At 32.8% G+C, this 21,634-nt stretch carries 12 protein-coding genes; 3 read left to right on the top strand and 9 right to left on the bottom strand.

Annotated features, from left to right (window positions below; all coding sequences use genetic code 11):
• Nucleotides 1-4,560, bottom strand: coding sequence for a glutamate synthase large subunit (gene gltB, locus bsdtb5_RS06655; RefSeq protein ID WP_271715252.1), 4,560 nt, complete (start codon nucleotides 4,558-4,560; stop codon nucleotides 1-3).
• Between the two features lie 695 nt (nucleotides 4,561-5,255).
• Here gltB and fliK point away from each other — a divergent pair.
• On the top strand, nucleotides 5,256-7,238 hold the full coding sequence (gene fliK, locus bsdtb5_RS06650) for a flagellar hook-length control protein FliK (RefSeq protein ID WP_271715251.1): 1,983 nt from the start codon (nucleotides 5,256-5,258) through the stop codon (nucleotides 7,236-7,238).
• Between the two features lie 250 nt (nucleotides 7,239-7,488).
• Nucleotides 7,489-8,634, top strand: coding sequence for a methyl-accepting chemotaxis protein (locus tag bsdtb5_RS06645; RefSeq protein ID WP_271715250.1), 1,146 nt, complete (start codon nucleotides 7,489-7,491; stop codon nucleotides 8,632-8,634).
• Nucleotides 8,635-8,844: 210 nt separating this feature from the next.
• On the opposite strand, the gene gatB is transcribed toward bsdtb5_RS06645, so the two are convergent.
• The 4 genes from gatB to aspS all read right to left on the bottom strand — a co-directional run bounded on the left by gatB (nucleotide 8,845) and on the right by aspS (nucleotide 14,171).
• Nucleotides 8,845-10,275, bottom strand: a complete 1,431-nt coding sequence (gatB, locus tag bsdtb5_RS06640; RefSeq protein ID WP_271716059.1) for an Asp-tRNA(Asn)/Glu-tRNA(Gln) amidotransferase subunit GatB — start codon at nucleotides 10,273-10,275, stop codon at nucleotides 8,845-8,847.
• Nucleotides 10,275-11,744, bottom strand: a complete 1,470-nt coding sequence (gatA, locus tag bsdtb5_RS06635; RefSeq protein ID WP_271715249.1) for an Asp-tRNA(Asn)/Glu-tRNA(Gln) amidotransferase subunit GatA — start codon at nucleotides 11,742-11,744, stop codon at nucleotides 10,275-10,277. Before gatA ends, gatB begins: the two co-directional genes overlap by 1 nt.
• Before the next feature lie 12 nt (nucleotides 11,745-11,756).
• Nucleotides 11,757-12,044: an Asp-tRNA(Asn)/Glu-tRNA(Gln) amidotransferase subunit GatC gene (gene gatC, locus bsdtb5_RS06630; protein WP_330611957.1), complete on the bottom strand. Its 288-nt coding sequence runs from the start codon at nucleotides 12,042-12,044 to the stop codon at nucleotides 11,757-11,759.
• Between the two features lie 792 nt (nucleotides 12,045-12,836).
• Nucleotides 12,837-14,171: an aspartate--tRNA(Asn) ligase gene (aspS, locus tag bsdtb5_RS06625; protein WP_271715247.1), complete on the bottom strand. Its 1,335-nt coding sequence runs from the start codon at nucleotides 14,169-14,171 to the stop codon at nucleotides 12,837-12,839.
• 844 nt (nucleotides 14,172-15,015) lie between these two features.
• Here aspS and bsdtb5_RS06620 point away from each other — a divergent pair.
• Complete coding sequence (locus bsdtb5_RS06620; RefSeq protein ID WP_271715246.1) at nucleotides 15,016-15,318, top strand: DUF6514 family protein; 303 nt, start codon at nucleotides 15,016-15,018, stop codon at nucleotides 15,316-15,318.
• Nucleotides 15,319-15,458: 140 nt separating this feature from the next.
• Here the strand turns inward: bsdtb5_RS06620 and dapF are convergent, their stop codons facing one another.
• The 4 genes from dapF to bsdtb5_RS06600 all read right to left on the bottom strand — a co-directional run bounded on the left by dapF (nucleotide 15,459) and on the right by bsdtb5_RS06600 (nucleotide 21,576).
• The gene (gene dapF / locus bsdtb5_RS06615; protein WP_271715245.1) at nucleotides 15,459-16,292 is read right to left on the bottom strand and encodes a diaminopimelate epimerase; all 834 of its coding nucleotides are present in this window, start codon (nucleotides 16,290-16,292) and stop codon (nucleotides 15,459-15,461) included.
• Between the two features lie 238 nt (nucleotides 16,293-16,530).
• On the bottom strand, nucleotides 16,531-18,723 hold the full coding sequence (locus bsdtb5_RS06610) for a protein kinase domain-containing protein (protein WP_271715244.1): 2,193 nt from the start codon (nucleotides 18,721-18,723) through the stop codon (nucleotides 16,531-16,533).
• A gap of 119 nt (nucleotides 18,724-18,842) precedes the next feature.
• Nucleotides 18,843-19,643, bottom strand: a complete 801-nt coding sequence (locus tag bsdtb5_RS06605) for a PP2C family protein-serine/threonine phosphatase (RefSeq protein ID WP_271715243.1) — start codon at nucleotides 19,641-19,643, stop codon at nucleotides 18,843-18,845.
• Between the two features lie 22 nt (nucleotides 19,644-19,665).
• Nucleotides 19,666-21,576 carry an Ig-like domain-containing protein gene (locus tag bsdtb5_RS06600; protein WP_271715242.1) on the bottom strand — a complete coding sequence of 637 codons (1,911 nt, stop codon included), beginning with the start codon at nucleotides 21,574-21,576 and terminating at the stop codon, nucleotides 19,666-19,668.
• Nucleotides 21,577-21,634: the final 58 nt, after the last annotated feature.

Raw genomic sequence — 21,634 nt, 5'->3', positions numbered from 1 at the left:
CTACTTTCTAGTGTTTGCATAAAATGCTTCGATTTGTGCTTGTTCACTGCTTAGTCCTTTTTCTTCCATCTGTACAATGGTTTGTAATACACGTCTATAATCATGAGGAATAATCTTCTTAAACTTAGGAAGGTAATCTTCGAAGTTTTCTAAGATGTGTTTCCCTTTTTCTGAATCAGTATACTTTACATGTTCTTTGATCATTTCTTTTAACTCAAGAACATCATATTTCGAAATTACCGCTTCTGAACTTACTAGTTCTTTATTTAATTTCTTATATAAATCACTATCTTCATCAAGTACATAAGCAATTCCGCCACTCATACCAGCTGCGAAGTTCTTTCCAGTGCGTCCAAGTACAACTACTCTACCACCAGTCATGTATTCACAACCATGATCTCCAACACCTTCAACAACTGCCATTGCACCTGAGTTACGTACACAGAAACGTTCTCCTGCGATACCATTAATAAATACTTTACCGCTTGTTGCACCATATAATGCAACATTACCGATAATGATGTTATCCTCTGCTTTGTAAGCAGCATCTTTTGGAGGTGCAACTGTAATCTTACCACCAGATAGACCTTTTCCTAAATAGTCATTGCTATCGCCAACTAACTCAAGTGTTAGACCTTTTGGAATGAATGCTCCAAAGCTTTGGCCGCCTGCACCATGACATTTGATTACATAAGAATCCTCTTCTAATGAAGTACCGTGTGCTTTCGTAATCTCAGATCCTAAGATAGTTCCTAATGAACGATCAATATTTGTTACTTCAACATCAATTGTTTTCTTTTGTTTATTTGCAATCGCTGATTTTAATTTCTTTAAGAATACTTTTTCATCAATTGTATTTTCAAGTTCAAAATCATAGATTTGTTTTGGATCAAAACGGTATTGTTCCTTAGCTTCAGCAAATGGATTATTTAAAATAGCAGACATATCAATCTTTGTAGCTCTCTCATCGTTAAACTCATCCTTAACCTTTAATAGATCCGTACGACCAACTAATTCATCAACAGTTTTAACACCTAACTTAGCCATATATTCACGAAGTTCTCTTGCTACGAATCTCATGAAGTTTTCAACGTATTCTGGTTTTCCTTTGAATCTCTTACGAAGTTCTGGATTCTGTGTTGCAACACCAACTGGACAAGTATCAAGGTTACATACTCTCATCATGACGCATCCTAACGTTACAAGTGGTGCTGTTGCGAATCCATATTCTTCTGCACCAAGAAGTGCTGCCACTAATACATCTCTACCACTCATTAATTTACCGTCTGTTTCAAGAACGACTTTGGAACGAAGGCCATTTAAGATTAATGTTTGGTGAGTTTCTGCAAGACCAAGTTCCCATGGAAGTCCTGCGTTATAGATTGAGTTACGAGGCGCTGCACCTGTTCCTCCATCATATCCCGAGATAAGAATTACTCCTGCTCCAGCCTTAGCTACACCTGCTGCTACTGTTCCAACACCAGCTTCTGATACTAATTTTACAGAGATTCTAGCATCCTTATTAGAATTTTTTAAGTCATAGATTAATTGTGCTAGATCTTCGATTGAATAAATATCATGGTGTGGTGGTGGTGAGATAAGTCCTACGCCTGGGGTTGAGTGTCTAGTCTTTGCAACCCATGGATATACCTTAGCACCTGGAAGGTGTCCACCTTCTCCTGGTTTCGCTCCTTGTGCCATCTTAATCTGAATCTCTTTGGCACTTACTAGGTATTCACTCGTTACTCCAAAACGACCTGATGCTACTTGCTTAATTGCAGAACAACGATTTGGTTCCCCTTTGCCAGGTTTTAATCTATCAAGGCTTTCTCCACCTTCACCACTATTGGATTTACCACCAAGATTATTCATTGCGATTGCTAGTGTCTCATGTGCTTCTTGTGAAATTGAACCATATGACATAGCCCCTGTCTTAAATCTCTTAACAATAGAATCTTCACTTTCTACTTGATTGATATTAATTCCTTGTTCTGGATAATTAAAGTCTAATAGTCCTCTTAGGTTAATATAAGACTCTTCTCCATCTATCAATTTTGTATATTGCTTAAATATCTCATAATCACCATTTCTAGTTGACTGTTGTAAAAGGTGAATTGTCTGAGGATTATATAAATGTTCTTCTTGATTGCTTCTTAATTTATGACTTCCATCACTGTTCAATGTAAGGTCTACACTTAAACCAAGTGGATCAAAAGCTGCTGAATGAAGCTCATCAACTTGTTTTTGAATATCTTTGATTGAAATACCACCAATACGACTTACGGTATCAGTAAAGTATTTATCAATTACTTCTTTGCCAATACCAATTGCTTCAAAGATCTTAGATCCTTGATAAGATTGGATTGTTGAGATACCCATCTTAGAAGCAATCTTAACGATTCCTTTGATTACTGCTTTATTATAATCATCAACTGCTGCATAGTAATCTTTATCTAACATATTACTATCAATAAGTTGCTTGATTGTTTCTTGTGCAAGGTATGGATTGATTGCACATGCGCCATATCCTAACAAAGTTGCAAAGTGATGAATCTCTCTTGGTTCTGCACTTTCTAGAATCATAGCCACACTAGTTCTCTTCTTTGTCTTAACAAGATGTTGCTGTAATGCAGACACTGCTAGTAATGAAGGGATTGCAACATGATTCTCATCAACACCACGGTCTGATAGAATTAACACATTAGCTCCATCTTTGTAAGCACGATCTGCTTCTATAAATAAGTGATCAATTGCTTTCGCGAGTGATGTATTCTTATAATATATAATAGGAAGAACTTCTACTTTAAAGCCTTCTACTTTCATTGATTTAATCTTAAGTAAATCTGTATTTGTTAAGATTGGATTATTAATCTTTAACACTTGGCAGTTCTTCGCGTTTTCTTCTAAGATATTTCCGTCTTCTCCAATATATACAGAGGTACTTGTAACGATTTCTTCACGAATTGCGTCAATTGGTGGATTCGTTACTTGAGCAAATAATTGTCTAAAATAATTAAATAATGGTTGGTGTTTCTTAGAAAGAGCAGGTAATGGACTATCAGCACCCATCGCTGCAATTGGTTCTCCACCAGTCTTAGCCATTGGTAAGATAGATGTCTTATACTCTTCAAATGTATATCCAAATGCCTTTTGAAGTCTTGCTCTTTCTTCTCTTGTATATTCATGTACCTTTTGATTTGGTATCTTTAGATTTTTTAATTGAACTAGATTCGCATCTAACCATTCACCATATGGTTTACGTGTTGCATAATCATTCTTAAGATCATCGTCATCGATTAGCTGTCCTTTTACGGTATCTACTAATAACATTTTACCTGGACGAAGTCTTTCTTTACGTACAATCTTTTCTGCAGGGATATCTAGCACCCCTACCTCAGAAGATAAGATTAGTTGATCATCGTTCGTAATATAATATCTTGATGGTCTTAATCCGTTACGGTCTAAGATAGCTCCCATGATATCTCCATCTGAGAATAGAATAGATGCTGGACCATCCCATGGTTCCATCATAGTTGCGTAATATTGATAGAAATCTTTCTTGGCTTGATTGATGCTATTATCACCACTCCATGGTTCTGGAATTGTAATCATTACAGCAAGTGGTAATTCCATTCCACTCATTACTAAGAATTCTAAAGTATTATCAAGCATTGCTGAATCAGAACCTTCTGTATTAACAACAGGAAGTACTTTATGAAGTTCTCCCTTTAAGTATTGTGATTCCATAGTTTCTTCACGAGCTAACATCTTATCTGCATTACCACGAATGGTATTGATTTCGCCATTGTGAACAATAAAACGGTTTGGATGTGCTCTTTGCCAACTTGGATTTGTATTCGTACTAAAACGTGAATGTACCGTTGCAATTGCTGATAAATAATCAGGATTCTGTAAATCAGCAAAAAAAGTACGTAATTGTCCCACTAGGAACATACCTTTATATACAATCGTACGGCTTGATAAAGATACTACATAAGTATCATCGTTGCTTTGTTCGAAGATTCTTCTTGCAATATATAGTTTACGATCAAATGCCAAACCTTTTTCTACGTTAGCAGGTTTCTTAATAAAACATTGCACGATGCATGGCATACATTCTACCGCTTTATGTCCTAATACTTCTGGATGAGTTGGGACTTCTCTCCAGCCCAATAATTCCAAGCCTTCTTTTTCAACAATAATTTCAAACATTTTCTTCGCTTGGTTTCTACTTAATTCATCTTGTGGAAAGAAGAACATACCTACTCCGTATTCTCTTTCATTTCCTAATTTTATTCCAAGAGGCTTCACAGCTTTTGTGAAGAAATTGTGAGAAATCTGTAATAAGATACCTACACCATCACCTGTTTTACCTTCTGCGTCTTTACCAGCACGATGTTCTAGATTCTCAACGATTCTAAGGGCATTCGCTACTGTTTCATGTGTTTTAATTCCTTTGATATTAACAATGGCACCAATACCACAGTTGTCATGTTCAAATCTTGGATCATATAATCCTTGCTGCTTACGGTTTATTTCTTCAAAAGTAGCTTTCTTCATTCCATCCGCCTCTTCTTTCTTAATTAGTTAATTATATTGTAGCTCCCGTATGTCACCTTGGGCGACATACAAATCAGGGGTGTGAAACGCTTTATTTCACACTAGCCAACATTTGCATAATACTTAAATAATATTATGTCCTAATTATTGTTTTATGTTGCAAATTAAAGTAGTTTAAAAAATGCGCCCTTAAAGATATAGAGCTCCTATTTTGATATAGTTCACCCACCTTTAAGAACGCCTTTGTTCGATAGTCAGATTATAATATATAATAGTTATAAAATCAACTGTCATTTCTTATCAAAAGAATGAAAAAGCATGAAAATTATATGTTTTGATTAATTTTCTAAAGTTATTTTTCTTTTCACATTATTAAATTAACCAAATAGCTGTTTTTAAGCATATCATTTCATTAATATTTTAATGTATTAAAGTTGTAAATTTTTCTTTTATATAATGTATTATAATATCTACATATTATATCATCTTTTCTTCTCTTATAACACTAATCACTTTAGGTGCAATCTATATTTAAATATATTCCAGATACATAATCGCCATATCAAATTCTAAAAATATTGGAACTTCATATTTACCAAAGCTAACATATTGCATGATAATTTACGATATAAAGATATATAAATACACAGTTGCAATATTGTAACGATTAACCTATGAAGCAAAGAGGTAGCCCCATGAATTTATTAAATAATAATTATGATTCAAAAAACAATCGTTTTAATTCAGAATATATATCCAATCAAAATACAAAAGCTAACTCTACTACAAATACTAGTTCTTCTAGTACTAGCACCATCGAATCACCAAAGCAGGATTCAACCATTACACTGCAAAAAGGAAGTACATTTAATGGTACCATTACTGATATACGCCAAAATGAAGTAAATATCAAATTAGACGACGGTTCAACCCTTACAGCTAAACTCACGAATCCATCAAGACTATCTATTGGAGAAAAGACTGAATTTAAAGTGGTTTATCAAACGGAACAATCCATTGGAATTGAAATCACTTCTAATAATCAGAATGGTACAATAGAGCCAACTATACAAAAGGCCCTTGAAGGTGCTAATTTACCGATGAATGATAAAAACCAGTCCATCGTAAAAGAGCTACTTAACAATAATATGTCTGTAGATAAGCAATCAATTTTAAATATTATTCGAGATGCTTATAAACATCCAGATGTATCCGTAGATACCTTAGTAGTAATGAACAAATACAAAATTCCTTTAACAGAGCAAAACATCGCCCAATTTGAACAATATAAGAATCTTGAACATCGATTAATGAGCGGCATAACGTCTATTTCTAACGAAATGCCTAATATTATAAACGATTTATTACAAAGTGGTAGCCCAGCGGAGATACTATCCTTTCACAAAGAATTGGCTAATCTGATGCAAGAAAAAGCCCCAGTTGGGACTAATAATCCTAATATCAATTCAGAATTCATGCCCAAGGAGACTGGTAATTCTTCTGATTCTATGATAGATTCTTTACTAACCAAACTCCAAGGCAATACACCGCCATCCTTAGACAGTATGAAAGAGATATTATTTTCAAGTTCTAGACATTACTTAAATAATGAGGCTTTAACAACAAGTATTTTATCAAACGAAGAACGCAATCAGTTGCTAAACTTAGTAAGTTCAAGTTCTCCATCACCAGAAGAGACAACTTCTCTTTTAAATGGAACTCTTCCATTAAAAGAAGCTCTGGCTATGATCGATAACTCCATATCTTCTGCAATCGTAGAACACCCTCTAAGTGTAGAACAACATGACATTGTTCAGAAAATAATAGAGAATCTTACTTTGCAAGCAAAAGAGCAAGGAAATCTATCTTATTTGCTGACAGGCGAAGAAAGAACCAATCTAAATAACGTACTAAATAACTTACCCATTTCCGAAGAGTTTAAAAAATCTGTACTTGATGGTAGCATTACAAATAATGATTTTATGAGAACAATTCAAGCATTCCTAGAATCTGATTCAGACTTAAGCAATCTAAGTCATGAACTTCTTAAGGATACAGGCTATCAAAAATTAATTAAGGAAGCGCTTGAATCCAAATGGTCACTTACGCCAAAATCCCTAACAGAAGAAGGTAATGTGGAAAAATTATATCGAACCTTGCAGGACGATATGAACAACATGGGTAAATTATTAGAACATACGAGTAACATGAAGGAAAATACCTCTTATACCCTTAACCAATTAAAGGACAACCTAGATTTTATGAAATCGCTAAATGAGATGTTTACCTACATACAACTACCTATGAAATTAAGAGATCAAAACCTCCATAGCGATCTATATATTTATACGAACAAAAAAGAGCTAAAAGATAAGAAAAGTAATATCAGTGTCTTACTTCACTTAGATATGGAACACCTAGGCCCTACAGATATTCATTTAACTTTAACTAATCTTAATGTTGCAGCTAAATTCTATTTAACCAATGAAGATACCAAAGAACTTGTGGCGACAAATATTGATTATTTAACTACGGCCTTAAGTAATAAAGGCTATACTTTGCAATCTGAGATTAATGTTCGCGACAGAGAAAAAGACACAAATATTGTAGATGATCTGCTTGAGCATAGTGCGCCAGCAACATCGATTAAAAGATATTCCTTTGATATACGAACTTAGATTTTATATAAGTTGTGCAATCGCACAAAAATACGCGTTAATTTTGGTATAATTTCCATTGTCTTTGAAATTCTATCCTTTATTATAAATATATGGTAAATATTCCGTCGTAGCATACGTTATATTCATAAATAACGGAGTAGAACGATGTAATAACAGCTAATTATATTACTATTATTTTCAGGTACGACTGAATAGTTTTTACTAATAACATTACGATATTGTAATACAAAGGACGGAAATAATTATTATGACTCAACAATATGATTTAGAAATTTTAAAGTTATATGCTAGGACCCAAATTAACACTTCTTTAGAAGAAGTAATGTTCGCTGAAATATCAGAGAAGAAAGTAGTGTGGAAACTTTCTTCTGATCATTTTAATCTTACAGATAATGAATGGGACTTCTATATGAACAAAAGTGAAATAGTTAAGGCAATGGAAGGATCTACTCCGGAAGAGTTTCGATATCCGATGGAAGAAAATCAAAAAAAAATTATCATTTCAATTCTACCTATTAAATCCACAATTGAACATTCAACTTGTGTGTTTATAACAGTCAGAATTATTTCACATCCTATGGTAGTTGCTTTTAATGACTACGCACCTATTATTGCAAGCTTATTCAAAGAAGGTTCCTTAATCACTTTAACCAACAGAGACATTGTTTTAGATGTTAACCGTAGCGATAAATATGATGTTTCAATTGTAAAACACGGATTGTCTTTGGAAGGTTTTGATATTATAAATAATGCAATGAGCGAGAAAAAAGCTTTGCATGCAGAGGATATTTCAATGGTCTATGGACCACCAACAAAAGTGCAGGCAGCACCTTATTTTGATAGAAATACACATGAAGTAGTTGGTGCTTTAAATATTATTCGCCCCAAACAAACTGAATACGATTTAATCAATTTATCTGAGAACCTAGAGACACAACTTAATGAAGTAACAAATATCATTCAAGAAGTTGCAAAATCTTCTGAAACTATACATACAAATGAGCAAAGTCTATTTAATAGCATTGAAGAAATCACTAATTTAGCTGATCAAATAAATGCCATTAGTGATCTCATCCGTTCCGTTGCAGATTCTACAAAAATGCTTGGTTTAAATGCTTCTATAGAAGCAGCTAGAGCTGGAAATTTTGGAAAGGGCTTTAGTGTTGTAGCCAATGAAATCAATAAATTATCAGAAAAATCCAAAAATACAGTTCCTATCATCAAGAAATTAATCGATGATATAAAAAGTAAAGTTGAAGAATCTAAAGAGAAAAGCCATATCTCAGTTGCAACTACTCAAGAACAAGTTGCCGCAACCGAAGAAATAACTGCTTCTTTAGAAGAAATCAGTCGAGCAAGTGTCGAATTAGCAAAAATGGCTACCGAAATATAATGAAAACATACCTATACTTCATTTCCTAATAAAATAATAAAAATCCTTGCTATCTTTCATCATTTATTGATAGCAAGGATTTCATTATTTAATTCTTCTTAATTATTCTTTTATCTAGCTATTTCTAATATCAGCTTTATTTCTCATACCTGCATTATTTTATATTTAATTCTATATATCTTAAAAATCACTTTTCAAATTATTATACACTTACAGTAATTCTTTTAAGATTTGATTAATCATACCAGGATCTGCTTTGCCCTTCATCGCCTTCATTGTCTGACCAACTAGGAAACCAATTGCTTTTTCCTTACCATTATGATAATCTTCCACAGATTGTGGATTCGCAGCAATAATTCCTTCGATTGTTGTTCTAAGTGCACCTTCGTCATTCACTGTCTTAAGGCCATTCGCTTCTACATATTGTTCTGGATCGATATTTTCTGCAAATACTTTCTCAAACACTTCTTTTGCAACAGTACGGTTAATAGCTTTTGTATCCACTAATCCAATTAATTTAGCAAGGTTCTCTGGAGCAAATTTGATCTCTTCTGGTTCCATCTCATGCTCTTTTAGAAGTCTCATTGTCTCAACCATTAGCCAGTTGGATACTTCTTTTGGTTTATTGCAAATAGCAACGGTTGCCTCGAAGATATCTGCTAACTTTTTGGAACCAGTAATAATTACAGCATCATATTCTGGAATATCATATTCTGTTTCATATCGAAGCATTTTCGCATCACGAAGCTCTGGTTCTCTATTTTTAATCTCTTCTAACCAGTCATCACCAATCTCAATTGGTACTAAGTCTGGTTCAGGGAAGTAACGATAATCTTGTGCATCTTCTTTGGAACGCATTGCAAAAGATGTGTCTTTGTTATCGTCCCATCTTCTAGTTTCTTGAACTACTTTTTTACCATATTCTAAAAGTTCAATTTGACGTTTTCTTTCTCCTTCAATAGCTCTTGCAATGGCTTTAAAAGAGTTCATATTCTTCATCTCTGTTCTTGTTCCGAACTCAGGTGCCCCAACTTCTCGTATTGAAAGGTTGATATCCGCACGTAGAGAACCTTCTTGCATCTTACAATCCGATACTCCTAAGTATTGAAGAATTAATTTTAATTTTTCAAGATATGCAATTACTTCATCAGCAGAGCGCATGTCTGGATCACTAACAATTTCTACAAGTGGAACTCCACAACGGTTGTAATCAACCAATGTACAATCATCCCATGGATCATGAACTAATTTACCCGCATCTTCTTCCATATGAATTTCATGAATTCCAATCACTTTCTTAACACCATCTACCTCAATCTCAATTCCGCCATCACGACAGATTGGTAAATATAACTGTGATACCTGGTATGCCTTTGGAAGGTCAGGATAGAAATAATTCTTACGGTCAAATTTACACTTTTGAGTAATGGTACAACCAGTTGCTAAACCTGCTGCAATAGCATATTCCACTACTTTTTTATTCAATACAGGAAGAGTTCCAGGCATACCAGTACAAACTGGGCATACATGTGTATTTGGTGCACCACCAAATTCTGTCGTACATCCACAGAATATTTTTGATTTGGTTGCTAATTCAACATGGACTTCAAGTCCAATGACTGTTTCATAATTCTTCATGATTACTCTCCCTTCGTAAATGTTGGTCTTACATATTCTCTTGTTTGTTCAAAAGAATATGCAGCTCTAATTATGTCTTTTTCACCAAAATGCTTTCCAATTAACTGTAACCCAATTGGAAGACCTTTTGAATCCATACCACAAGGAAGACTAATTGCAGGAAGTCCCGCTAAGTTAACAGATACTGTATAGATGTCTCCAAGATACATCTTAAGAGGATCAGATAAGTTTTCTCCTATTTTAAGTGCTGTAGATGGAGCTGTTGGTCCTAATATTACATCATATTTTGAAAAAGCCTTGTCAAACCCTTCTTTGATTAGTGCTTTTACTTTTAATGCTTTATTATAATAAGCATCATAGTAACCAGAACTTAACACGAAAGCACCGATCATCATACGACGTTTCACTTCCATACCAAATCCTTCGCTTCTTGTCTTTTTATAAACATCTTGAAGACCGTTAAAATCCTCTGTGCGGTATCCATATTTAACACCATCAAATCTTGAAAGATTAGAACTTGCTTCTGCAGATGCGATTACATAATAAGCAGGAATTGCATAATCTACAATGTCCATATCAAATTCTTCAACAATAGCACCTTTTTCTTCAAGGACTTTAGCAGCCTTTAAAATGCTATTCTTAACTTCTTCATCAAGACCTTTTCCAATATATCCTCTTGGAATACCAATCTTCATTCCTTTTACATCATCCACTAAAGCATCTGTATATTTGTATTCACCCGTATCTACCGATGTGGAATCTTTTTTATCATAACCTGAAATCACTTCAAGCGCAGCAACACAATCGGATACATTACGAGCAATTGGTCCAATCTGATCTAAACTTGATGCATAAGCAATCAACCCATAACGAGAAACCGTACCATAAGTAGGCTTAATGCCTGTAACACCACAGAACGAACTTGGCTGTCTAATTGATCCACCAGTATCAGAGCCCAATGTATAGAATGCTTCCTCTGCTGCAACAGCTGCTGCTGCACCACCACTAGAACCCCCTGGCACATGTTCTACATTCCATGGATTTTTGGTAGGTCCATAAAAGGAAGTCTCAGTTGTACTACCCATTGCAAATTCATCCATATTGAGTTTTCCAATGATAATAGCACCTGCTGCTTCTAATTTTTCTACAACCGTTGCATTATAAGGAGGTTTAAAATTCCCCAGAATCTTTGAAGAGCAAGTTGTTAATGCACCTTTTGTACACATATTATCCTTAATAGCCATAGGAACTCCAGCTAATGGAGAATCCTTTAACTCTCCTGCATCAATAAGCGCCTGAACTTGTTGGGCTCTTGCTAATGCTTCTTCTTCTAAAACGGTAACATAACAGTTATACTTTTGATCTTCTTTTTTAATTCTCTCAATCTGTGCTTTTGTAGCTTCCACAACAGATATTTCTCCATCCTTAATCTTTGCCGAAAGTTCAAGGGCTGTTAATGTTGTAATATCCATCTCTTTCCCCTCCTACTCAACTGTCTTAGGAACGACAAAACTGCCGTCCTTCTTCACTGGTGCATTACTAAGTACATTATCTCGGTCATCCCCATTGGTAACAACATCTTCGCGAAATACATTCTTAAGAGGAAATGCATGAGACATCGGCTCAATCCCCTCTGTATCTAATTCATTCATAGTCTCAATATACCCTAATATATTTCCAAGATCTACTTCTGCTTTCTCTTTTTCTTCTTGCGATAACACTAATTTCGCTAAAGCAGATACATAATCTATTGTTTCATCTGTAATCTTCATAGACACACCTCCGTTTTTATCCTAATAATTTGATATTTCTGTTATTTTTACTTAATCTAAAATTATTATCTCTTGGGCTATATTATATCTTACTCTTTTTATATCATTATCCTAGATTCCAAGCTAACTAATGACTTAATCCTATACACCACACTATATATCTTACAACTCAAGCTATTATGTTATCTCATACTTTACTTAATTCTTAATTTTTTATTTATTAATTTCTAATTTAAAAACTCTTAACTTTTATTCTTATCTCTATTATCATATTTCCTAAACTATATATCCCTCTTACACCTTATATCTTCTTTTACTTAGGATATTAATAATCCATCCTATTCATCATGCTAATATTCTACTATAAGTTCTAATAAAACATCTTATAAGATTCCTAGCAAAAGATATCCTTGCTTCTACAACCATGAATCAATCTATATCAAATATTACTTCCCCGTAACGATAAAATCAGCTCCAGCAACTTCCCAGATAATCAAGGATTTCTGTTTGTAATTCATGCGCCTTTTTTTCATGTGAAAAGTTACTTAATTCCTATCATTTGGGTATAGAAATGAACGACTCGCTGTTTGACGACCCATATCCATCTTACCTTATCAAGAGTAGCAGGAGGAGTTCGAGTCATTCATTTCTGCTTTACCCAAAGGATAGGAATTTAGAAACTTCCACACGAAAAAACGAAACATGAATAACAAACAGAAATCCTTGATTATCCCACGAACTCCCTAGCTGATTTTATCTTACTAGAACACCTTCATCTTTAGGAAAATACCCCTAAGGCTCTAACCTAGACACATCACGAGGAAATAATGAAGTCTCACGTACATTAGTTTCATCAAGAAGTCTCATTGTAAGACGCTCTAACCCTATTCCAAGGCCTCCATGAGGTGGCATACCATGTTTGTGAATCATTAAGAAATGAGTGAAATCCTCGATATCCATTCCTCTTTCTTGCATTTTAGTCACTTGATCTTCATAGGAATGAATTCTCTGTCCTCCAGTAGTTATCTCCATCCCTTTGAATAACAAATCGAAACTAAGTGTAAATTTCGTATCTTCTGGATCATCCATTGCATAGAATGGTCTCTTCTTAGATGGATAGTGTGTTACAAATACAAAATCACTATCGAATTCCTCTTTAAAGTATTGCCCAATTAGAATCTCTTCTTCTGGTTCTAAATCATAAGGATTCTTTATCTTTCTATCATACTTTTCTGAAACAAGTTTCTTTGCTTCATCAAAACGAACAGTTGGTATTTTCTTCGCATTTGGAAGTGTAACTCCTAAAGTCTTTAATTCCTTTGCATATTCTGTATTTAAGAATTCAAACGTATAATCTAACATGGATTGTTCCATTTCCATAATGTCGTAGAAACTATCGATATAACCCATTTCAAAGTCAAGTCCTGTATACTCATTCAGATGTCTTGTTGTATTGTGTTTTTCCGCACGGAATACTGGTCCAACTTCAAATACTCTATCATATACTCCAACCATTGTCTGTTTATAGAATTGAGGGCTTTGTGCTAAGAATGCTTTCTTACCGAAATACTCTAATTTAAATACATTTGCTCCACCTTCTGCATTGCCAGCAACAATCTTAGGGGTACGGATCTCTGTAAAGTTCTGACGAAACATATAATCACGGAATCCACGAACAATTCCTTCTTGTATTTTGAATTTTGCTCTTTCTCTTATATTTCTTAATGCAACTGGTCTTAATGCCATCTTTGTTTCAAGCGATGTACTTAGCTTCCATTTGCTAATTGGAATTGGCATTGTACTATCTTTGGCAGGTTGTGATAGCACTGTAATATTCTTTAATCGTATCTCGAAGCCATTTGGTGCACGATCTTCTAAGTTAACCTCTCCATTAACTTTTACCGTAGCTCCTTCACGAAGTGATTTGATATCAAAATTAACTTTACCTTCTTCAAATACACATTGAACAACTCCGTCATATCTTCGTAGCACAACAAATGCGAACTCACTCATATCACGTATCGTGTGAACTGCACCTGTTAATTCTACTGTGTTTCCAGCTCCATTTTCTAATATTTCACTTATCGTTACCGTATCTTTTCTCTTAATTCCTGAAATAAACTCCATCGTCATCTCTCCTTAGCTATCATCTTCATACTAATGTTAACGCATACATATTCAAGCTTTTTATACATATTCTAGGTCTGAGGCTTAATAATCAATCTATACGTAAGTTTGTATAATAAAAAGGATAATTATCCAATATTAATTAAACTTAACGCTTGCTTTTTAGCAATAAAAAAAGCCCCTAGAATATTCTGCTAATAAATGCATCTATTCCGGGACGGGATAAGCTATTCCCGCGGTACCACCCGCATTGAAAGTATAAAACTTTCCTCTCTACACTTAACGCGTGTCACGCACGAACCTACTAAATTCAACTCGTGAGCTCCAGAGTGTTCCTTAAAATACCTATCATAGTAAGAATGCTCTCAGTCGGTGACATTCTATTCCTGTCAGTCTATGAAATCAGTAAACTAAAGTCTCCTTCATTGCTGATTAAATCTGAAAAGATAAAGATATACTTTTATAAATATCTAAATCGTAAAGGTATCATACCACACATAATACTTTCTTGCAATAGTGTATTGAAATATATTTTGATTTTTTTATCATCTAATTGTGCAAAATGACATATTACTTTTATTTACAATTTACCATATCTTGTATTATTTTGTATATATTGGATAGGAAAAATATTATTTTTTCTTTTTTCTTGTTTACTTTACATACCATTATTAACCATAATTTTATATTTCGCTACATTTTTCACCAAATGTTATTGAAATATTAAATTATTTTTAGTATAATTAATACAGGTTCATAAGTAACTATAAATATTATATGTTCTACATAAAATTATCAATAGTTAATAAGATAATTTTATTAAAGCAAAAAGGAGTATGTTGATATGACAATTCTAAAACTATCGGAAGACATTTTTATTAGTCTATCCAAAATTCTTAAAGTTAACTACGAAGTATTACAATTTAATTTAGCGGATGTTGATTCAGATTCTAATATTTCATACGGTATAAAAGTCTATTACTCAGATAATAATCTTACTAACCCTTATTCACTTTGTGAAGTTAGCAATATTTCATCGAATAAAGATTTCGTAATAGATTTAGCTGTAAAGTTAGCTAGCAATCAAGTTCTTCCAGTTCATACAAGAGACATTATCGAAGACAGTATTGAATGTCTATATGTCTAATCATCCAATATTTATTAAGTCCACTTACATAATAATTACATTACATAAATGCTTACATAAATAAGAACCACCAGCTTTGCTGGTGGTTTGTTCTATCAAAAAAATGGGATGTTGCAACTTATGTTACAACATCCCATTTTTTACAATTCTATTTCACCTTCAAACACGATTACAGCTGGTCCTGTCATAAATACTAAGTTTTGTTCTCTATCGTATTTAATCTTTAGATCCCCTCCTAGTAATTTGACCGTAACCTCATCTTCTGTTTTACCATTCAAAACGCACGCAACAACACTGGCACATGCTCCAGTACCACAGGCAAGGGTTTCACCTGATCCCCTTTCCCATACTCTCATTGATATCGTGTTACGATCAATTACTTGAATGAATTCTGTATTGACTCTATCTGGGAATATTTTATTATTCTCAAATGATGGTCCAATTTTCTCCACTTGAAAATTCTTAGTATCTTCCACAAATACTATTGCATGCGGGTTTCCCATAGATACGCATGTAATCTTGTATTCAACTCCATCAATATCGATTGGTTCTGCTATCACTTTATCATTATCCGAAATAACTGGTATTAATTTTGCTTCAAGAATTGGACTTCCCATATTTACAGTTACTTCCACTACTTTATTATTCTCAGTGGTAAGATCAAGATACTTAATCCCTGATGGTGTTTCAATTGATAAATTCTCTTTATTGGTTAGTTTATAATCATATACATATTTTGCTACGCAACGTATACCATTACCGCACATTGCTCCCTCAGAACCGTCTGCATTTAACATTTTCATTCGAAAATCAGCTTTATCAGAGGAACAAATCATAATCATCCCATCTCCGCCAACTCCAAAATGGCGATTACTTACCACTTTAGCTATTTCATTTGAATTCTCAAGTTCTTTTTCTATACAATTTACGTATACATAATCATTACCGCAACCTTGCATTTTTGTAAATTTCATCTTATTAATCCCATGCCTTTCACTTTTTGATGTCCTATAACTTACTATAGATCCGAATTATTTATTTCAATTACGTATATGTCTTTAGTAACATATCTTTATTTACTTTAAAATTCATTATATCAAACATATAGTATATGGTAAAGTTTATAACACAAAGAAATAACATATCTCTTAATAACATTATTTCATTATCCTGAGTAATATCTAATAAAAAGTAAATATATCATTTTCCTTATTATTTAACAATCAAACAGCTCTTAGGTAAATTTTTCTTTAATGTTTCATATGACTTTTTAGAAATATTATTGCCCGATATATCAAGAGTTTTTATATTTTTCATTCCGTATAATGGACTGAAATCTTTTATCTTATTATTAGAGAGACTCAATGACTTCAAGTTCGTTAAGTATTTCAAAACTTGAATATCCTTTATCTCATTGTCATTCAGATATAAATCCGTAATCTTCGTTAAATTTTCTAGAGCATTGATATCTTGTATCTTATTATGATCAAGAACAACCACCTTTAATTCCAGTAAATCACCTAATGATGTAATATTCTTAATACAATTAGTTGATAACCACAAATAATTTAGCTTACTCATAGAACTTAAAGCAGTAATATTACTTATTTTATTATTATTCATACTTAATGATGTTATATAAATTGACTTACTTAATAAATCAATCCTAGATATATTATTATTATCAAGTGTTAAATCTGTTACTATGTCTAATTTCTTAATTTTTGATATGTCATCAATTTTCTTATTACTATAATCAAGCTTAAGTGACTTCACTTCTTTAGAATCTGGTTCTTTTGTCTGCACTGGCTCTTTTGTCTTTATTGGTGTTTCTGATGCTACTGGATTAGTTGTCTCTATTGGATTTTTCGGACTATCTTTTTTGGGTTCACTCAATAAATTCTTACCAAATAATACTGCAATAACAGTACCAGCAATCACAATAATAACTACAATAGTAAGCATACCTTTTTTTCTAGATTTTATAGCTTTTACATTCGTATTACTTGGCTCATTATTTATATTTACATTTTTAGAATTCTTATTATCTTTGTTATCAATTTCTTTTAGTTTATTAGATTGAACTAATTCATCCTTTTTATCAATGGAAGTTTGATGTGATTCCTCTATTTGATCTAGATCAACGATAGAATGTATCAAAAATTGTTCTTTACTTTCTGTGTATTCTTCGTTATCTTCGAAACCAGCTGAATCCGTAGGAGCTACCGTTACTGTATTATTTAATTTCTTCTGCTGTGACAACATTACCGTTTTATCCATTTCATCACTATTTTCTAATAAAACAGTTCGATCAAACGAATCATCTTCAATATTAGTTATACTATCATTATTACTTTGTAACAAAACCGTTCTATCAAAATCATCCGCCAGTACAACATCTTTGGATAGTAGTACAGTCTGCGATAAATTATCTTCTCTTAACTGAGAAGCCAATATATCTTTGCTCTTTTTGTCACCAACTTGCTCACTTGTCAAATTCTCTAATGCAGCTCTAAAATCACTTGCAGTATGATATCTATCATCTGGATTATAAGAACATGCCTTTAATATTACAGTACTCAATGACTCAGTTGCATTAACAGGTGGTATTAACGTTTCACCAGTAAATCTTTTTCTTAAAGCTTCCTGTCTTTCCCCATGAGTTGCGACACTTGTATTCGTAGGGACAAAGGGTGGTTTGCGATTATTAAGAAAAGTATAAAGCAATAAACCCAGAGAATAAATATCTACTCTATGATCATAGTTTTTTCCATTATATACCTCTGGTGCCATGTATTCATAAGAACCTTTTATGGATAACCCCATAAATGCCTCATCCATTTGCCTTGCTATTCCAAAATCACCAAGCTCAAAATCACCATCATTCGATAGGAAAATATTATCTGGCTTAATATCTCTATGTATAATATTTCTTTTTTCACATAAGGCAAGGGCATTACAGATATCAATCCCCATATGTACGACGGATTCGTTACTTAATGGTTTCTTAATTACGTAATCATTAAGACTCGTTAATAATTCCATACGTATTAAGATATCATAACCCACCCCTTGCTTTCTTTTTACAATATTGTGATCTTCATAACTTACAATATTAGTTTTTCCCTTTAGTTTTGACATCAGTATAATTTCATTATATATATCTTCTACAATTCCGCTAAAATATTTGCTTGCTGATTCATCATTCATACCTTCGAAATAGATTTGCTTTAATTCGCTAGCATTTCGAGGAATCGAAATAATTTTTAATGCCGCATAATGCTTTTCACCAAATTCTTCTCTATATATCTTATATACTTTTCCAAAACTTCCTTCTCCAATAAAACTATCAAGATACCAATTCCCCCAAAATGGCTCTAATTCATGTATTGCATTATTATCCATATTCACTCCCATCTGTGCATTGTTATACACAAAGAAATCTGAATCGTTAAATTATATATCTATTTCTATAAGTAATAGGTAAAATTTTATTGCTTATTAAATAAAATATTTCCTTAATATTATTTTTTTATAATCTCTACTAAAAGTGCAGTAACATTATCTTTGCTTCCATGCTTAATAGCACTCTTCACTAACATTTTACTCTTTTTCTTTAACGATATCTTTTGTTCTAAAATGTATTTTATTACTTCATCATCGAGTGTCTCCACTAAACCATCACTGCATATTAGAAAGATTACTTTGCCTTCGTCATGGTTCATACATTGTATGTAGGGATCAATAATCATCTCATCAGATTTTATACCAAGATATTGAGTAAGATGATGTCTTCCTCTATGATTTTTCATTTCTTCTTTCGTAATCATTCCTGACTCATACATAAAATATGCTTGATTATGATCTTTTGATAGCTGTTCCATTTTACCACAATATAGTTTATAAATTCTACTATCACCTATATTGGAAACAATGATTTCTTTTTCATCCACATACAATAGGGCAATTGTACTTCCAAGTTCAATTTGCTTACTTTTGGAAAAAGAACAGATATCCTCATTTACTGAATCTAAAATTTTTTTGATATTCTCCCTATTTGGCTTATTTACTAAGCTACATACTATTTTAAAATTTTCATATAGGCTTTGTACTGCAAGAAAGGATGATGTATCACCATATAAGGTACCACCCATTCCATCACATACCGCAAATAGGCAAGGCTTATCAATATTAGCTCTTATTTTCTTTGTGGTAATACGATGCTCTTGTGGAAGGTAATTTTTCATCATTAAGTAATTATCTTCATTTTTCTTACGGTACAATCCAATATCACTATATGCCCTAGCCTTTAGTTTAACCCCCACAATAACCTCCCAAATAACTATCTTATTTTACCACTACAGTACAAAATGAAGTAACTCCGTCAGATGATGTTACTGTAATTGTTGCAACGCCTCTAGATATTCCTTTTACAACACCATTACTAGATACTGTTACAACATTAGAATTATTACTTTTGTACGTCACTTTTTTATTCGATGCATTACTTGGTGATATCGATACACTAATTTTTTTAGTTTCTCCTACAGATAAAGAACATCCCTCTACTGAAATATCTGATACTTTTACCGTTTTTGTATCTGTTTTTGTCTTCGCTTTTGATTTTCCAGAAGAAGTATTTTGTTTATCATCTTTTTCCGATGTCTTTGTAGGTTGTTGTACAACTACTTTTTCCTTAACATACACCTTACAAGTCGCTTTTTTCTTACCATCTTTCGTTGTAACCGTTATGATAGCTGTACCTGCTCTCTTCGCTGTTATCACACCTTTAGAACTGACTGAAACAATATTTGAGTTACTTGTATGATAAGACACTGCTTTTATTGTTGCATTTGAAGGTTTTACGATTGCGTTAATACGAACACTTTGACCTTCTGTTAAAGTTTTAGTTTTACTTGATAACTGAACACTCTTTACTGGTCTATATACTTTAATCCTACATTGTCTCTTATGAGAACCATCCTTACTTGTAACCGTTATTGTAGCTGTACCTGGCTTTATAGCAGTTACCTTTCCATTAGAACTTACCTTAGCAATAGATGGATGACTAGATTTCCATGTAATTTTTTTATTTGTTGCTTTCCTTGGAGATACCGTAGCTTTTAGTTGATATTTCTGTCCAACCTTAAGAGTTTTATTGGTGACATTGAGATTCACACTTTTTACTCGAATGCACTTAACTGTAACAACTCGCTTACTAACTACTTTTCCACTTTTTGATTTCACAGTAATTGTGGCTTTTCCAACTTTTTTACCAACTATTGTTCCATTCTTTGATACAGTTGCAACTGATTTATTACTAGATGAAAAAGAATATCCTTCATTGGCATTTTTAGGGCTTATATAAGCCACTAATTTTGTTTTTTCCCCAATATGGATTGAAACTCTACTTGGAATCAGCGAGATGGAATCAATTTTAACATCTCCACTAGTTTTAACTGTATATTTGCCAGTATTTTTAGAATCAACCTCTTGAATATATATGTAATATCTGCTGTCGGGATTTTTAGCGCTAAATTGATATTCTACTAATTTTTTAGATGAACTAGAATAGCTTGCTGTACCACTTTCAATTTTATTACCGTTTTTATCAAGTATTGTTACTATAAACGATACATCAAATTGAGGTGCAATATTAATCTTAAGATTCTTCTCATTTGTAACATCAACATAAAAATAGTCACTTTTGTCTGAAAAAGTAATTAAACCAGTCACTTTTTTCTGCATTGTTAATTTCTGTGCCTTGGTTATATCATTGTTTGGTTCTTTATCAATCGTATTCGAGTTGAAAAACTTCGTACTTAACTCATATTTTCCTTCGCCATCTGCGAATACTTTCTGCAATCGAATATAGTATATACCTGCATCGTAATAACTACTATCTTCTAATACTCCAACTTGTTTTTTATTATCATAAACACAAGTTGTTGTTTTTAATAATTCTTGATTAGAACTTAATATATCAACCTTAATCTCATTTACTAAATATGACTTCAAATTAATTTTAAGTTGTCCATCTTTTAATAATGTAACTTTATAATAACAAACAGAAGTATTATTTTTAAAATTACCAATATTCATTTTGTTTTCTGTGTCAATTGTGATTGCCTTTTCACTACTCTCACCTGCGTTTATTTCACTAGAAAAAGCAATGTTTTTACTTGTAAACAAAAGAAAGAGCATCATACTATTTATAATCAATAGATGCTTTAAAATCTTCTTACCATTATACTTCATCCTATTTTCCCCATTCCCTAATAATATCCATTTTTTGTATTTCAATACATATTATTCT

This window comes from Anaeromicropila herbilytica (assembly GCF_016591975.1).
Lineage (GTDB): Bacteria > Bacillota > Clostridia > Lachnospirales > Lachnospiraceae > Anaeromicropila > Anaeromicropila herbilytica.
Note: the sequence above shows the minus strand (reverse complement) of the source record. Positions and strands in the feature narration are given on the sequence as shown.

Bases quoted from the DNA above. Each gene is read 5' to 3' on its own strand.
- gltB (WP_271715252.1), bottom strand. From the start codon at position 4,560: ATGAAGAAAGCTACTTTTGAAGAAATAAACCGTAAGCAGCAAGGATTA.
- fliK (WP_271715251.1), top strand. From the start codon at position 5,256: ATGAATTTATTAAATAATAATTATGATTCAAAAAACAATCGTTTTAAT.
- bsdtb5_RS06645 (WP_271715250.1), top strand. From the start codon at position 7,489: ATGACTCAACAATATGATTTAGAAATTTTAAAGTTATATGCTAGGACC.
- gatA (WP_271715249.1), bottom strand. From the start codon at position 11,744: ATGGATATTACAACATTAACAGCCCTTGAACTTTCGGCAAAGATTAAG.
- gatC (WP_330611957.1), bottom strand. From the start codon at position 12,044: ATGAAGATTACAGATGAAACAATAGATTATGTATCTGCTTTAGCGAAA.
- aspS (WP_271715247.1), bottom strand. From the start codon at position 14,171: ATGGAGTTTATTTCAGGAATTAAGAGAAAAGATACGGTAACGATAAGT.
- bsdtb5_RS06620 (WP_271715246.1), top strand. From the start codon at position 15,016: ATGACAATTCTAAAACTATCGGAAGACATTTTTATTAGTCTATCCAAA.
- dapF (WP_271715245.1), bottom strand. From the start codon at position 16,292: ATGAAATTTACAAAAATGCAAGGTTGCGGTAATGATTATGTATACGTA.
- bsdtb5_RS06610 (WP_271715244.1), bottom strand. From the start codon at position 18,723: ATGGATAATAATGCAATACATGAATTAGAGCCATTTTGGGGGAATTGG.
- bsdtb5_RS06600 (WP_271715242.1), bottom strand. From the start codon at position 21,576: ATGAAGTATAATGGTAAGAAGATTTTAAAGCATCTATTGATTATAAAT.